Source organism: Lamprocystis purpurea DSM 4197, from assembly GCF_000379525.1.
GTDB lineage: Bacteria > Pseudomonadota > Gammaproteobacteria > Chromatiales > Chromatiaceae > Thiodictyon > Thiodictyon purpureum.
On record NZ_KB902495.1, the window covers coordinates 17,156 to 32,773 of the forward strand.

General features: G+C 66.3%; 5 protein-coding genes, 2 pseudogenes and 1 riboswitch. Of the genes and pseudogenes, 3 read left to right on the top strand and 4 right to left on the bottom strand.

The window, feature by feature from the left end:
• The first annotated feature begins 26 nt into the window (after window positions 1-26).
• Both A39O_RS36580 and A39O_RS0113370 read left to right on the top strand, forming a co-directional pair.
• Window positions 27-935 (top strand): PIN domain-containing protein, encoded by a 909-nt coding sequence (locus tag A39O_RS36580; protein WP_020505166.1) that lies wholly within the window; start codon window positions 27-29, stop codon window positions 933-935.
• Between the two features lie 122 nt (window positions 936-1,057).
• Window positions 1,058-2,290 (top strand): ATP-binding protein, encoded by a 1,233-nt coding sequence (locus A39O_RS0113370; RefSeq protein WP_020505167.1) that lies wholly within the window; start codon window positions 1,058-1,060, stop codon window positions 2,288-2,290.
• A gap of 87 nt (window positions 2,291-2,377) precedes the next feature.
• Here the strand turns inward: A39O_RS0113370 and A39O_RS0113375 are convergent, their stop codons facing one another.
• Window positions 2,378-2,764, bottom strand: coding sequence for a helix-turn-helix domain-containing protein (locus A39O_RS0113375; RefSeq protein ID WP_040527816.1), 387 nt, complete (start codon window positions 2,762-2,764; stop codon window positions 2,378-2,380).
• A 193-nt stretch (window positions 2,765-2,957) separates the two neighbouring features.
• Window positions 2,958-3,180: riboswitch (cobalamin riboswitch) on the top strand.
• Window positions 3,181-3,327: 147 nt separating this feature from the next.
• Here A39O_RS0113375 and btuB point away from each other — a divergent pair.
• Entirely contained in the window at window positions 3,328-5,196 is a 1,869-nt protein-coding gene (btuB, locus tag A39O_RS0113380; RefSeq protein WP_020505169.1) for a TonB-dependent vitamin B12 receptor, read from the top strand.
• 206 nt (window positions 5,197-5,402) lie between these two features.
• Here btuB and A39O_RS0113385 read toward each other — a convergent pair.
• The 3 genes and pseudogenes from A39O_RS0113385 to A39O_RS36590 all read right to left on the bottom strand — a co-directional run.
• Window positions 5,403-8,540 (bottom strand): annotated as a pseudogene (locus tag A39O_RS0113385) (DUF7948 domain-containing protein); the annotation flags it as partial.
• A 2-nt stretch (window positions 8,541-8,542) separates the two neighbouring features.
• Window positions 8,543-11,413, bottom strand: a pseudogene (locus A39O_RS36585) (DUF7948 domain-containing protein); the annotation flags it as partial.
• 555 nt (window positions 11,414-11,968) lie between these two features.
• Window positions 11,969-15,340 carry a DUF7948 domain-containing protein gene (locus A39O_RS36590; protein WP_020505172.1) on the bottom strand — a complete coding sequence of 1,124 codons (3,372 nt, stop codon included), beginning with the start codon at window positions 15,338-15,340 and terminating at the stop codon, window positions 11,969-11,971.
• Window positions 15,341-15,618 lie beyond the last annotated feature (278 nt).

Consider the following 15,618-nt stretch of genomic DNA (forward strand, 5'->3'; position numbering starts at 1 on the left):
CCCCGGATACAGCGCCCAACCCTGGCTTGATCAACACCGCCTGGGCGCAGGTGGCGGAGTGGGAGCCAACCTGGTCGGCAGAATGCGGTCGGGCCGACGACTGGCCGACGGCTGAGGAACAAACATCCCAGTCCCGACCGACCAGCGCCACACCCTCAGCGACGCTCTACATCGATGCCGACAATCAGTCCGCCCAATGCGCCGCGGACCTGATCTCGCTGTTTCGCGACGACTTTGGCGTGCGTAACCTCAGTGGCGTCATCGCCGGCAACAATTGCGGCAGCCTGATCGCGGTCTGGGCCCAGGAACTCCAGGCCGCCGCCCCCGACATCCAGACGATCGGGATCGAGGTCCCCAGCCGCAAGGACGCCGCAGATATCGCTTTGATCATGGAATTAGGGGCTAACCTGGAGCGCCACATCCAGTGCGGTGAACTGGTAGTCATTGTCTCGCGCGACGATTTGTTGGTGGGCGCCGCCGAGCACGCCAAGACGCACGGTTGCCGAGCCCTGGCCGCCTACGTCGACAGCGATCCCCCCTGCGCCCGCAGCAGTCGGGTCACCACCCTGCTGTTACCGACCCCCGGTAAACAGCGTACCGCCAAGCCGCCCGTCAGGCGACTGATCAGCACGCTGCCGAGCGGCGCCCGTCAGGCCGCAGCGTCTCCCGTCGGCGCCCTCAACAAGGCCGCCGCGCCGTCGTCGGCGAACGCCAACCCCTCTGCCAAGCTGAACACGGACAGTAACCACACCCAAGTCCTCGCCAAACTACGCAGCATGTGCACACCAACACCCGAAGGGACCTACACTGCCAGCGAGGTCGGACAGGCGCTGGCCAAGCTCGGCTATGGCGCCAAAGCCAGACGGCACATCCTCACCACCACACCCGGTATTCAGACTCAAGGCAAAGCGACAGCCAAGGTCTATCGGTTTTGATACCAGAGACAGCGATCGACGGATCGACGGCCTGCCTGCCGACGGCACACGTAGCGCACGGCAGATGACATCGGCCATTTCTTCGGCTAATCTGGAACTACACTCCAGATTAGCCGAAGACCATGCCGCCACTTGTCGATCGCACCCTGACCACGACCCTCCGACAAGTTTCTGCAAGCTTTCCGGTTATTCTGCTGACCGGCCCACGGCAAGTCGGCAAGACCACGCTGTTGGAGTCCTGCGCGGAGCCGGGCCGGGGCTATGTCACGCTGGACGATCTGGACCAACGTGACTTGGCGCAGCGTGATCCCGCGTTATTTCTGCAACGCCATACCTCGCCGGTCATCATCGACGAGGTCCAGTACGCCCCCCAACTGTTCAGCGGGATCAAACTGGCCGTCGACCGGGCACGGCAACCAGGTATGTACTGGCTTACCGGTTCCCAGAAGTTCCATCTGATGCAGGGGATTACCGAGTCCCTGGCCGGGCGGGTGGCGATCCTCGATCTGCTCGGTCTGTCCCAGGCGGAACTCGCCGGTCATGCCGCGCGCTCGCTGCCCTTCGTGCCGACAGCCGAGTGGCTGGTGTCGGCGCGGGGGCGGGCCGGTCCGCCGCCAACCCTGCTGGAGCTTTATCACGCGATCTGGCGCGGCGCTTTCCCGCGGATCGCGTTGGACCCTGACATGCCGCGGGACATTTTCTATCGCTCCTATCTCCAGACCTACATCGAACGGGACGTACGCAGTCTTGCCCGAGTCGGCGACACATTGGCTTTCCAGCGTTGTGTGCGGGCGGCAGCGGCCAGGACCGGACAGTTGGTCAATTTCGCCGATCTGGCGCGCGATGTTGATGTCGATCAGAAAACCGTGAAAGCCTGGTTGAGTATCCTGGAGACGTCGGGGCTCGTTTATCTGCTGCCGCCATGGCACAGCAACGTGACCAAGCGACTGGTGAAGACACCGAAACTGTATTTTCTCGATACCGGTCTGTGCGCCTGGCTTACGCAATGGACATCGCCGCAATCACTGGAGGCGGGAGCCATGTCCGGCCCCGCTCTGGAGACCCATGTGATCACCGAGGTTTTAAAGGGCTATTGGCATAACGGACGCACCGGCAACCTCTTCTTTTACCGAGATCGCGACATGAAGGAGATTGATCTGCTGATCGAGCAGGACGACACGCTCTACCCGGTCGAGATCAAGAAGACGGCGACCCCCAGCCGTCATGCCGCGGGCAATTTCGGCGTCCTGGACAAAACCGGACGGCGCATCGGCGAGGGTGCGGTACTCTGTCTCAAGGAGACGGATGTGCCGCTCTCCACAACGGTTTCGGCGATACCGGTCTGGTACCTCTAGGGCCCTCGGCCCGCGAACCCCGTCGATCCTGGCCTGAGCGTCGCGTCGACAACCCCGGAAATGGTGATCAGGGCCGCGGCCGGCGACTCAAGCCGTCTTCTTGGCGCGCTTAGCCTTCGCGGCGGGCAGAGATTGCGCCAGTTCGCGCAGGCGTGCGCGGCCCTCGTCGTCGGTGGCGCGATAACGGGCGATCAGGTCGGCCTCCTCCGGCTCGACCGGTGGATCGTCATCCAGACAGAGCAGCCAGGTGGGAGAGACGGTCCCCAGCGCGGACGCGAGGATAGCGGACTCTTCCAGACCCATGCGGCGCAATCCTTGCTCGTAATTACTGATCCGCGACTTGGAGTAGCAGCCGGTGCGCTCCGCCAGTTCGCTCAATGAGAGCCCCAAGTCATGCCTTGCCTGACGCAGGCGGGTACCGATGCGATGGGTAAGATCGGCGGCGGGCGCGGTCTTGGCGGCAGTGTCGTTCATGGGGACCTCGGTCGGTGGTGGCTCGGTTTGTGGACTAGAGTAGCGCAGGTCCGACACGAAATGCATGTTAATCCGTCAATGATCCGGACTGTCAGGGCTGGCGCGAACAAATCAACCTGAAATCGCCAGGCCGGCGCGTGGACCCGCGCCGGCCGTTACGGTGATTGACGGCTCGGCGGTCACGCCCTAGAGTGCCACCCCTTGATCTTCCGGTGCCCCGCGGGCCTTCGCCCCAGGGGTTAAACGGGAAGTCGGTGCGCGCTCCAGTCCGGGCGCCAACCCGGCGCTGCCCCCGCAACGGTAAACGAGTCGAAGTTCGGCACTATGCCACTGTGTCTACACACGGGAAGGCGCCGCACCGGGGAGTTCCACTCCCACTCGTGAGCCCGGAGACCGGCCGGAGGATCATCACCGGGGTCGCGGGGTGCGGCCGACCGGGTAGTCAGGCCGTCGTCTGCACGGCGTCTGCCACGCCCCCGTTCGTTACGCCTCCAACATCCTTCATCTTGCCCAGGTCCCCTGCGGGTGTGCACGGGCCATCGGCGTTGTCGTGGAGTCGTACCTTGAAGCATCTTCCGTTCGTGGCCGCCCTGGGGCTGCCGTTCGCGCTCTCGGCCCTGGCCGAGAGTGATCCGTCCGCCGCAGTGCAGACCGTCCTGGACCCGGTCGTGGTCACCGCCACCCGCACCCCCGAGCGCGCCGACCGTACCCTCGCCTCCGTCTCGGTGGTGGACCGCGCGATGATCGAAAAACGTCAATTACGCTCGGTTCCGGATGCCCTGCGCGGGCTGCCGGGTGTCACCGTCTCCAGCAGCGGCGGCGTTGCCTCCGTCTACCTGCGCGGGACCAACTCGGACAGCGTGCTGGTCCTGGTGGATGGCGTGAAGGTCGGTTCGGCCACCCTCGGGACCACCCCTTGGGCCGACCTGCCCATTGCGCAGATCGAGCGGATCGAGGTGGTGCGCGGACCCCGCTCAAGCCTGTATGGCTCCAAGGCGATCGGCGGCGTGATTCAGATCTTCACCCGCCGCGGCGGCGGCGACCTGACCCCGAGGGTGGCGGTCACCGGTGGGTCATTCAACACCGCCGCCATCTCCGGCGGCCTTTCCGGCGGTGGAGATCACGCCTGGTTCAACGTCAGCGGCGATTTCGCGCAGACCGACGGATTCAACGCCTGCTACGGCCAGATCGCCCCCTTCGCCGGCTGCGGTGTGTTCGAACCGGATCGCGACGGTTCCACCCAAGTGGGCGGCAGCGCCCGCTTCGGCTACCGCTTCAGTGAACGCGCCGAGATCGACCTGAGCTACCTGGGTGCCAACACCACCACGGACTTCGACGGCACCCTCGTCTCCGGCAACCGCTCGCGCAGCGCCCAGCAGGTCTTCGGTGCCCGCACCCGCCTGGTGCCCTTCACCCCCTGGGTCGTCACCCTGTCCGCCGGCTACAGCCTGGACAAATACACGGCCGACTACAGCGACGCCGCGGTCGAGCGCGTTGCCGCCGGTGACTTCGACACCCAGCGTGACAGCTTGAGTTGGCAGAACGACATCAGCATCCACGCCGGACACCTCGTCAGCCTCGGGGTCGATTACCAGCGCGACCGCATCGACAGCAGCGTCATCTATGCCGAAGACTCCCGCGCGGACACCGGCGTCTTCGGCGAATACCAAGGCGAATGGCGGGCCGCGACCATGAATCTGAGCCTGCGCCAGGATGACAACGAGCAGTTCGGCAGCTACACCACCGGCAGCGCCGCCCTGGGCTACCGCTTCGCCCCCACCCTGCAGGCGTCGGTGTCCTACGGCACCGCCTTCAAGGCCCCGACCTTCAACGAACTCTACTATCCCTTCTTCGGTAACCCGGACCTGGACCCCGAGGAATCCAACAGCCTGGAACTGGGGTTCGACGGGGCGCTGCCGGAGTCTTGGGTCGATGGACGCTGGGGACTCAATCTCTACCGTACCGAACTGGACCAGATGATCGCCTTCGACGCCTTCACCCAGAGCGCCAACAACATCGCCCAGGCCGAGATCCAGGGGCTGGAACTCAGCGCCAACGCGGCGATGCAGGATTGGGACCTGGGCTTCAGCCTCACGCTGCTGGACCCCCGCAACCGCTCCAATGGCGCGGACGACGGCAATCTCCTGCCGCGCCGCCCACAGCAGCAGGGCCAACTCGACCTGGACCGACGCTTCGCGCGCTGGTCACTGGGCGCCACCCTGTTCGCCGCCGGGCGCAGTTACGACGACCTGGCCAATGTCTACACACTCGATCCCTATACCCTGCTGGACCTGCGCGCCGAATACGCCTTCACCCCCAGCCTGCGCCTCCAAGGCCGGCTGAAAAACGTCTTTGACCAGGACTACGAGACCGCCGCTTTCTACAACCAGCCGGGGCGGGCCTTCTATCTCACGCTGCGGTATGAGCCGTAGCGTTGGAATCGGTTTGCAGAATTCGCTGCCAGTGTCTGTTCCTCAGCACAACCGCCGGGTTTGCGCCGGCTGGAAGCCGGCGCCACAAGGGGGCTAGTACCCCATTCCAACTTAAGTTGCGCCGTCATTCCGGCAGGATGCCGGAATCCAGTGCCACGGATGGTAACCCTCAGCGAGTACGTATCCGCAAGATAAGCTGGAACGCCCTACTGGAATTCCAACCGACTGACCTCCGCCTGGGTCGCGGTGTCTTTGATCAGGACCTGGATCCCACCCGCTGTCGTCACGCCGAGCACGGCGATCTCCGGACTGCCGTTGCCGTTCAGGTCGGGCAACACCGCCAGGTCCAGCGGGGCGAGCTGATCGAACCAGAGGTTACGCACCAGCGCACCGGTGACGGCATCACGCAGCTCGGTCTTGAGCTGACCGCCGGCATCGCGGCTCAACACCGCCAGTTCGGCTACGCCATTGGCATTGAGGTCGGGCAGCGCGGCCATCTGGCGCGGCGCGAAGTTCGGGTTGTAGTAGACGAACCCGAGTTGGTCGCCGGTGCCCGTATCCGCGGTCTTGACCAGGACGGCCGATCCGCTGCGTCCCAGCACCGCCACCTCCGGCGTCCCGTTGCCGTTGGCATCCGGCAGTTCGGCCAGGCCGAGCGGGGTGGTCCATTTCGGCGACCACAGGACCTTCGCCAGGGCCGCGCTGCCGCTGTCGCGCAGTTCGACTCGCGGCTGACCGGCGGCATCGACCCCGAGCACGGCGAGTTCCGCGGCCCCGTTGCCGTTGGCGTCGGCGACCGCGGCGAAATCCACGGGTTGAAATGCCTTGGCGAAGAAAATCTGGCCCAGCCCGGCGCCGGTGGCGGCATCCTTGATCTCGGCGGCAATTGCGCCGTTACTGGCCTTGATACCGAGCACCGCCAATTCCGCCGCGCCGTTGCCGTTACGATCGGGCAGCATCGCCAGCCGCTGAGGCGCAAAGGCAGGGTTGAAGGCGACCGCGCTCAGCCGGTCGCCGGTGAGTGTGTCGCGCACTTCGACCTGGACGCTGCCGTTCGCGGCATGGCGGCCCAGCAAGGCTAGCTCCGGGGTGCCGTTGGCGTTCTGATCGGGGACCACGGCGAGGTCCAGGGGCGCATACCCTTGATCAAAAACAAAGGTCTGTACCAATGTCCCGCTGACAGCCTGCTTGATCTGCGCGGTCACCGTCCCTGCCGTGGCATCGGCAAACAAGACCGCAAGGTGCTGGGTGCCGTCACCCGTCAGATCGCCGAGGGCCGCGAGCCAGGGCAACGCCATCGCCGGTGCGGTCGTCTCATCCGCGATCTTGGCGACAAAGGAATCATAACCACCGTCGCCATAATCGCGCTGCAGAGCGTTGCGCGTCGGGAAGTCGGGGGAGTCGGTCCATCCCGTCAGGTAGGCAGTCCCGGCGCCGTCCAAGGCGATGCCAGTGCCGGAGCTACCGCCGAGGTAGGTCGAGTAGACCAGCGTGGCGCCATCGGCACTGATCTTGGTGACAAAGGCACCGCCATAACTACTGAGGTCGGGCTGCAGGGCCTGGCGGGGGAAGTCGGAGGAGTAGGTCCCTCCCGTCAGGTAGGCAGTCCCGGCACCGTCTACGGCGATGCCATTGCCTCCGTCAGAGGCGCTACCACCGAGGTAGGTGGCGTAGACCAGCGCGGCACCATCGGCACTGAGCTTGGCGACAAAGGCATCGTCATATCCGCCGCCGAAGTCCGGCTGCAGGGCGTTCCGGGTCGGGAAGTGAGCGGAGCTGGTCTGTCCCGTCAGGTAGGCAGTCCCGGCACCGTCTACGGCGATGCCATTGCCCCGGTCCATGCCGTTGCCACCGAGGTAGGTGGCGTAGACCAGCGTGGTGCCATCGGCACTGACCTCGGCAATAAAAACATCGGAGTATCCGCCGCCAAAGTCAGACTGCGGGGCGTTCCGGGTCGGGAAGTCAGCGGACTCGGTCGCTCCAGTCAGGTAGGCATTCCCGGCGCCGTCCACGGCGATGTCAGCGCCCTCGTCCCAGAGGCTGCCGCCGAGGTAGGTTGAATAGACCAGCGTGGTGCCATCGGCACTGAGCTTGGCAACAAAGGCATCGCGGCTTGTGTCGTTGTCAGGCTGCAGGGCCTGGCGGGTCGGGAAGTCGGAGGACCAGGTCCCTCCCGTCAGGTAGGCAGTCCCGGCACCGTCCACGGCGATCCCAGTGCCATAGTCGTTGTCGCTGCCGCCGAGGTAGGTCGCGTAGACGAGCGTGGCGCCATCGGCGCTGAGCTTGGCGACAAAGGCATCATTTCCGCCGCCGTAGTGCGGCTGCAGGGCCTGGTGGGTCGGGAAGTCGGTGGACCTGGTAAAGCCCGTTACGTAGGCATTCCCAGCGCCGTCCACGGCGATGCCCTCGCCTCCGTCAGAGGCGCTACCACCGAGGTAGGTCGCGTAAAGCAACGTGGCGCCATCGGCACTGAGCTTGGCGACAAAGGCATCCCACCCATGGCCGTCCGGTTGCAGGGCCTGGCGGGTCGGAAAGTCGTAGCTGGTAAAGCCCGTTACGTAGGCATTCCCAGCGCCGTCCACGGCGATGCCGGTGCCCCTGTCGTGGCCGCTGCCGCCGAGGTACGTGGAGTACACCAACACCGGATCGATCACCAGCGCCCGCCCGGCGTCATAGTCCCCAACGGCAAGACTCACCTGCCGGTTGTCCGCCAGCACATAGCGCGTCGGAACCAGCGTGCGCTCACCGTTGCTCTCCTGATAGACCCGCGGACTGTGCTGGATGACCTGCTGCTCACCCAGCGTCAGCACCAGATTGCCGGTGTCATCAAGCCGCATCCGATCCGCCCCCGCAAAGGCCAGCCGGATGACCATGGGGTCCGCCCCCGGGGCCAGCACCAGGTCATACTCCAGTTGCCCCTGGGTACCGTAATAGACCAGATCGACACCGGGATAGACGCCCTCGTAGCGCACCTTGGCATAGGTGGCGAGTCCAGTGCGCCAGGCCGCGGGGTCTTTGCCGCGCAGATAGTTGACCTTGCCCGGCAGAGCGGCCTCGCCGTGGATGACCGGGTCGGGATTGGCGCCGACCAGGCTCAGGCGCAGCACCGCCGGGGGCGTCGCCGCGGCGGTCGGTTCCGGAGCGGCGGCCGGCGTCGGCGCGGGCACCGGCTCCGGCCGGGCGCCGGGCCGGGACCGCGGCGCCAGGTTCGGTTGGCTGGTGTGCAGTGACAGCACCGCCTCACCGGGAGTCAGGAACAGGCTGTAGCCGGGGCCGCGGGCGAGGAACTTCACCGCGGCATCAGCCTGGCCGCCGTTGGCCTCGAAGGTGTAGGGCAACTTGCCNTGCCGCTGTCGCGCAGTTCGACTCGCGGCTGACCGGCGGCATCGACCCCGAGCACGGCGAGTTCCGCGGCCCCGTTGCCGTTGGCGTCGGCGACCACGGCGAAATCGACGGGGCGGAAGGTCTTGGCGAAGAACACCTGGCCCAGCCCAGCGCCGGTGGCGGCGTCTTTGATCTCGGCGGCGACCGAGCCGTTACCGGCCTTGATGCCGAGCACCGCCAATTCCGCCGCGCCGTTGCCGTTACGATCGGGCAGCACCGCCAGCCGCTGGGGCGCGAAGGCGGACTTGAAGGCGACCGCGCTCAGCCGCGCGCCGGTGCGGGTGTCGCGCACTTCGACCTGGACGCGGCCGTTCGCGGCATGGCGGCCCAGCAGGGCCAATTCCGGGGCGCCGTTGCTGTTCTGGTCGGGGACCACGGCGAGGTCCAGGGGGGCATACCCCTGGTCAAAGACGAAGGTCTGGATCAGTGAGTCACTGAGAGCCTGCTTGATCTGGGCGGTCACCGTCCCCGCCACGGCATCATCGAACAAGACCGCGAGGTGCTGAGAACCGTCGCTCGTCAGATCGCCGAGGGCCGCCAACCAGGGCAACGCCGTCGGCGGTGCGGTCGTCTCATCCGCGATCTTGGTGACAAAGGCATCGTAGTTTCCGCCGGGGTCAGGTTGCAGTGCCCGGCGGGTCGGGAAGTCGCCGAACAGGGTATACCCCGTCAGATAAGCATTCCCGGCGCCGTCTACGGCGATACCAGTGCCCCGATCTAAGCCGTCACCACCGAGGGATCTGGCGTAGAGCAGCGCAGCGCCATCCGCACTGAGTTTGACAACAAAAGCGTCATCCCATCCGCCGAAGTCAGACTGCAAGGCATCGCGTGTCGGGAAGTCTGTCGACGCGGTAAAGCCCGTCAGGTAGGCATCCCCGGCACCGTCCACCGCGATACCGGCGCTATAGTCGTCATCGCTGCCGCCGAGGTAGGTGGCGTAGTGCAGGTTGGCACCATCGGCACTGAGCTTGGCGACAAAAGCGTCATCCCAGCCGCCGCCGAAGTCGCGCTGCAACGCATCGCGTGTCGGGAAGTCTCGGGAGGCGGTCCACCCCGTCAGGTAGGCATCCCCTGCACCGTCCACGGCGATGCCTGTGCCCTCCTCGCCGCTGCTGCCGCCGAGGTAGCTGGCGTAGACGAGTGTGGAGCCGTCGGCACTGAGCTTGGCGACAAAGGCATCGGCGGATCCGCCCCCGAAGTCAGGTTGCAGGGCGCTACGCGTCGGGAAGTTGCCGGTCGATCCGGTCAGATAGGCATTCCCTGCACTGTCCACGGCGATACCGTTGCCAAAGTCGGCGCTGCCACCGCCAAGGTAGCTGGCGTAGACCAGCGCGGCGCCATCGGCGCTAAACTTGGCGACGAAGGCATCAATGGTTCCGCCACCGAAGTCCGCCTGCAGAGCTTGGTGGGTCGGGAAATCGCTGGACTGGGTCCATCCCGTCAAGTAGGCATTCCCGACGCCGTCCACGGCGATGCCGGCGCCTTCCTCCGACTCGCTGCCACCGAGGTAGCTGGCGTAGACCAGCGCGGCACCATCGGCACTGAGCTTGGCGACAAAGGCATCGTAGGATCCCCCGCCGAAGTCAGGCTGCGGGGCCTGACGGGTCGGAAAGTCGGTGGAGTTGGTCCATCCCGTCAGGTAAGCAGTCCCAGCGCGGCCCACGGCGATGCCAGTGCCAATGTCGAAGTTGCTGCCGCCGAGGTAGGTCGCGTAGACAAGCCTGGCACCATCGGCACTGAGCTTGACGACAAAAGCGTCGTAGGATCCGCCGTTGAAGTCAGGCTGCAGGGCCTGGCGGGTCGGGAAGTCGGTCGAGTCTGTGTATCCTGTCAGGTAGGCATTCCCGACACCGTCCACGGCGATGCTATAGCCTTGGTCCATGCCACTGCCGCCCAGGTAACTGGAATACACCAACACCGGATCAATCACCAACGCCCGCCCGGCATCATAGTCCCCGATCGCCAGAGTCACCTGCCGGTTATCCGCCAGCACATACCGGGTCGGAATCGTCGTGCGCTCGCCGTTGGTCTCCTGATAAACCCGCGGGGTCTGCTGGATCACCTGCTGCTCGCCCAGGGTCAGCACCAGATTGCCGGTGTCATCAAGCCGCATCTGATCCGCCCCCGCAAAGGCGAGNCGGATGACCGTGGGGTCCGCNCCNGGNGCCANCACCAGGTCATACTCCAGTTGNCCCTGGGTGCCGTAATAGACCAGATCGACGCCGGGATAGACGCCTTCATAGCGGACCTTGGCATAGGTCGACAGGCCGGTGCGCCAGGCTGCGGGATCCTTTCCGCGCAGATAGTTGACCTTGCCCGGCAGGGCCGCCTCGCCGTGGATGACCGGCTCGGGATTGGCACCGATCAGGCTCAGACGCAGCACCGCCGGGGGCGTCGCCGCGGCGGTCGGTTCCGGCGCGGCGGCCGGCGTCGGCGCGGACACCGCCTCCGGCCGGGCGCCGGGCCGGGGCCGTGGCGCCGGGTTCGGTTGACTGGTGTGCAGTGACAGCACCGCCTCACCGGGCGTCAGGAACAGGCTGTAGCCGGGGCCGCGGGCGAGGAACTTCACCGCGGCATCAGCCTGGCCGCCGTTGGCCTCGAAGGTGTAGGGCAACTTGCCGTAGTCGGCCTGAATCCGCGCCTGGGCCGGGGCGGCTGGAGCGGTCGCCGCACTGGCCGGCGGTGCAGCCGGTTGGATCAGCGGCGCCGCAAGGCCGGTTACACCTGCCCCGCCGGCAGGCGGCATGGGGTTGGGTGCGGCGGCGGCCAGCAGGCCGCTGCCGAGCGCCAGCACGGCGGGGATCAGGCGCAGTCGTGGAAGGATGTCGAACATACCAAAGCTCCTTTGAAGGGCTATCGAAGAACGTTACGTGGCTTCAACCATCGCCGGTGGTCGGGCGCGGTGAGGCGGCCTTGATCGTCGTTCCGGACGCTGGAACACCGAAGGCCGAGGCTTTAGCCGGTCGACCTCGCAGCTGCGTGGCCTTGGTCCGGCTAACGGCCATGGAAGGAACATCCGCCACCCCGGACGATGAATGGCCCCCGGGGAGCGGCGTCCCGCCGCGATGCGGTGCCGCGCTGATCTCGAACGCTGCGGTGACCCGCCCGACCCCATCGCGGCGGGACGCCGCTCCCACAGGGTCGCTACGCGACGTTCACGACCCCATCGCGGCGGGACGCCGCTCCCACAGGGTCGCTACGCGACGTTCACGGTAAAGCCTCGACCTCCAGTGCGCCATGCCCCGGTACTGGCCGCAACGCTGAACAAGGCTGGGCGAGGCACTGATACTGATGGCGAATTCTCCAAACTGCCGAATCGCGAACGGTGCGGTTCGTGCCTCACCGCACCGTCCGGATGCGCGCCGGTTGGAAACCAGCGCACCGGGGGCTAGAAGTCCAACCGGCTGACCACCGCCTGGGTCACGGTGTCTTTGATCAGGACCTGGGTCCCGTCCGCTGGCGTCACGCCGAGCACGGCGATCTCCGGGCTGCCGGTGCCATTCATGTCGGGCATGACCGCCATGTCGATCGGCGTAAGCTGACCGAACCAGAGGTTGCTTACCAAGTCACCGGTAGCAGCGTCTCGCAACTCGGTCTTGCGCAGGCCATTGGCGCGGCCCAATACCGCCAGTTCGGCCACACCGTTACCGTCGAGGTCAGGTAGGGCGGCCAATTGTTGGGGGACAAAGGTCGGATTGAAAAACACGATCGGCAGTGCGGCGGCAGTGCCGGCGTCTGCCGTCTTCACCACCACGGCGGCATTCGCCTGGCCAAGCACGGCGATCTCCGGAGTGCCGTTGCCGTTCACATCCGGCAACTCGACCAAGCCCAGCGGTGTCGTCCACAATGGCGACCACAGGTTCTTGATCAGTGTCCCGTCGCGGCTGTCGCGTAATTCAACCTTCTTCTGGTTCCGCGGCGTCGACGTATCGAACATGAGCACGGCCAGTTCCTTGCTGCCGTTGCCGTTGGCGTCGGCCACCGCGGCGAAGTCGACGGGTGGTCTCACGCTCTTCTTGAACAAGACCTGCCCCAGCCGCACGCCCGTGCGGGCATCCTTGAGTTCCACCGCGATTCCCCCGGTCGTCCCGTTGTAACCCAGCACCGCCAGTGCCGCCCCGCCAGCGCCATCGAACCCCGGCACCACCGCCAGCCGCTGAGGCGCAAAGACGGGGTCGAAGGCGATCACGCTCAGCCGCACGCCCGAGAGCGCGTCGAATGTCTCCACCTGCACACGGTGATCGGTAGCACGCTGACCCAGCAGCGCCAACTCGGGGGCACCGTTGCCGTCGAGATCGGGCACCGCCACCAGGTCGAGTGGTGCATAGGCCGGATCGAAATCGATGGTTTGCAGCAATGTGCCATTGGCCGCGTCCCGGACCAGGGCGGTCAAGGTGCCCGCGGCCAAGTCCTGGAACCAGACCGCAAGGTCTTGGGTGCCATCACCATCGAGGTCGCCGAGCGCCACCAGCCCGCGCGGCACCGCGATGGGCGCGGTGGACAGGTCCGCGATCTTGGTGACAAACGCATCGTTGGGTCCGCCGCGGTCAGGCTGCAGGGCCTGGCGGGTCGGGAAGTCGGCGGAGAAGGTCGTTCCCGTCACGTAGGCATTCCCGATGCCGTCCACGGCGATGCCAGTACCGGAGTCTAAGTCGCTACCGCCGAGGTAGCTCGCGTAGACCAGCGCGGCGCCGTCGACACTGAACTTGGCGACAAAAGCATCACCGCCTTCGGTAACGAGTTGTAGGGCGTTGCGCGTCGGGAAATCGGTGGAGTTGGTCTGCCCCGTCACATAGGCATTCCCGGTGCCGTCCACGGCGATGCCAGCGCCATTGTCCAAACCGTTACCGCCGAGGTAGCTGGCGTAGACCAGCGCGGCGCCGTCGGCACTGAACTTGGAGACAAAGGCATCGGGGGATCCCCGAAGATCGGGCTGCAGGGCGTTCCGGGTCGGGAAGTCGGGGGAGTAGGTCGTTCCCGTCAGGTAGGCATTCCCGGCGCTGTCCACCGCGATGTAAGCGCGATACTCGCTATCCGAGCCACCGAGGTAAGTGGAGTAGACCAGCGCGGCGCCGTCGGCACTGAGCTTGGCAACAAAAGCATCGGAGTATCCGCCACCAAAGTCAGGCTGCAGGGCGTTGCGGATCGGGAAGTCAGCGGATTGGGTTTCTCCAGTCAGGTAGGCACTCCCGGCGCCGTCCACGGCGATGCCAATGCCGTTTTCGCCGCCGGCACCGCCGAGGTAGCTGGCGTAGACCAGCGCGGCACCATCGGCACTGAACTTGGAAACAAAGGCATCCTGGTATCCCCGAAGATCGGGCTGCAGGGCGTCGCGGGTCGGGAAGTCGGGAGACGTGGTCGTTCCCGTCACGTAGGTATTCCCGGCGCCGTCCACGGCGATGCCGGCGCCATGGTCTTCGTTGCGACCACCGAGGTAGGTCGCGTAGACCAGCGTAGCACCATCGGCACTGAGCTTGGCGACGAAGGCATCTTCGCCGCCGCCGAAGTCAGGCTGCACGGCCTGGCGGGTCGGGAAATCGGAGGAGTGGGTCTCGCCCGTCAGGTAGGCATTCCCGGCGCCGTCCACGGCGATGCCTAGGGCGTGCTCCTGGTTGCTACTACCGCCGAGGTAGGTGGCATAGACGAGCGTGGCACCATCGGCACTGAGCTTAGCGACAAAGGCATCGCTGTCGGATCGACCCTTGTCAGGCTGCAGGGCGTTGCGGATCGGGAAGTCGGTGGACCAGGTCGCGCCCGCCAGGTAGGCATTCCCGGCGCTGTCCACGGCGATGCCCGCGCCAAAGTCGTAGTCGCTCCCGCCGAGGTAGCTGGAATACTCCAACACCGGATCGATCACCAACGCCCGCCCGGCATCATAGTCCCCGATCGCCAGAGTCACCTGCCGGTTATCCGCCAGCACATACCGGGTCGGAATCGTCGTGCGCTCGCCGTTGGTCTCCTGATAAACCCGCGGGGTCTGCTGGATCACCTGCTGCTCGCCCAGGGTCAGCACCAGATTGCCGGTGTCATCCAATGTCACCCGATCCGCCCCCGCAAAGGCGAGTCGGATGACCGTGGGGTCCGCCCCGGGGGCCAACACCAGGTCATACTCCAGTTGGCCCTGGGTGCCGTAATAGACCAGATCGACGCCGGGATAGACGCCTTCATAGCGGACCTTGGCATAGGTCGACAGGCCGGTCCGCCAGGCCGCAGGGTCCTTGCCGCGCAGATAGTTGACTTTGCCCGGCAGGGCCGCCTCGCCGTGGATGACCGGCTCGGGATTGGCACCGACCAGGCTCAGACGCAGCACCGCCGGGGGCGTCGCCGCGGCGGTCGGTTCCGGCGCGGCGGCCGGCGTCGGCGCGGGCACCGGCTCCGGCCCGGCACCGGGCCGGGGCCGCGGCGCCGGGTTCGGTTGGCTGGTGTGCAGTGACAGCACCGCCTCACCGGGCGTCAGGAACAGGCTGTAGCCGGGACCGCGGGCGAGGAATTTGACCGCGGCATCAGCCTGGCCGCCGTTGGCTTCGAAGGTGTAGGGAAGCTTGCCGTAGTCGGCCTGAATCCGCGCCTGGGCCGGGGCGGCTGGGGCGGCCGCCGCACTGGCCGGCGGTGGGGCCGGTTGGATCAGTGGGACCGCGAGGGCGGTGGCACCCGCCTCGCCGGTGGGCGCGATGGGGTCGGGTGCGGCGGCGGCCAGCAGGCCACTGCCGAGCGCCAGCACGGCGGGGATCAGGCGCAGGCGTGGAAGGATGTCGAACATACCAAAGCTCCTTTGAAGTGCTATCGAAGAACGTTACCTGGCTTCAACCATCGCCGGTGGTCGGGTGCGGTGAGGCGGCCTTGATCGTCGTTCCGGACACTGGGACACCGGAGATCGAGACTTTAGCCGGTCGACCTCGCAGCTGCGTGGCCTTGGTCCGGCTAACGGCCATGGAAGGAACATCCGCCACCCCGGACGATGAATGGCCCCGTGGGAGCGGCGTCCCGCCGCGATGCGGTGCCGCGCTGATCTCGAACGCTGCGGTGACCCGCCCGACC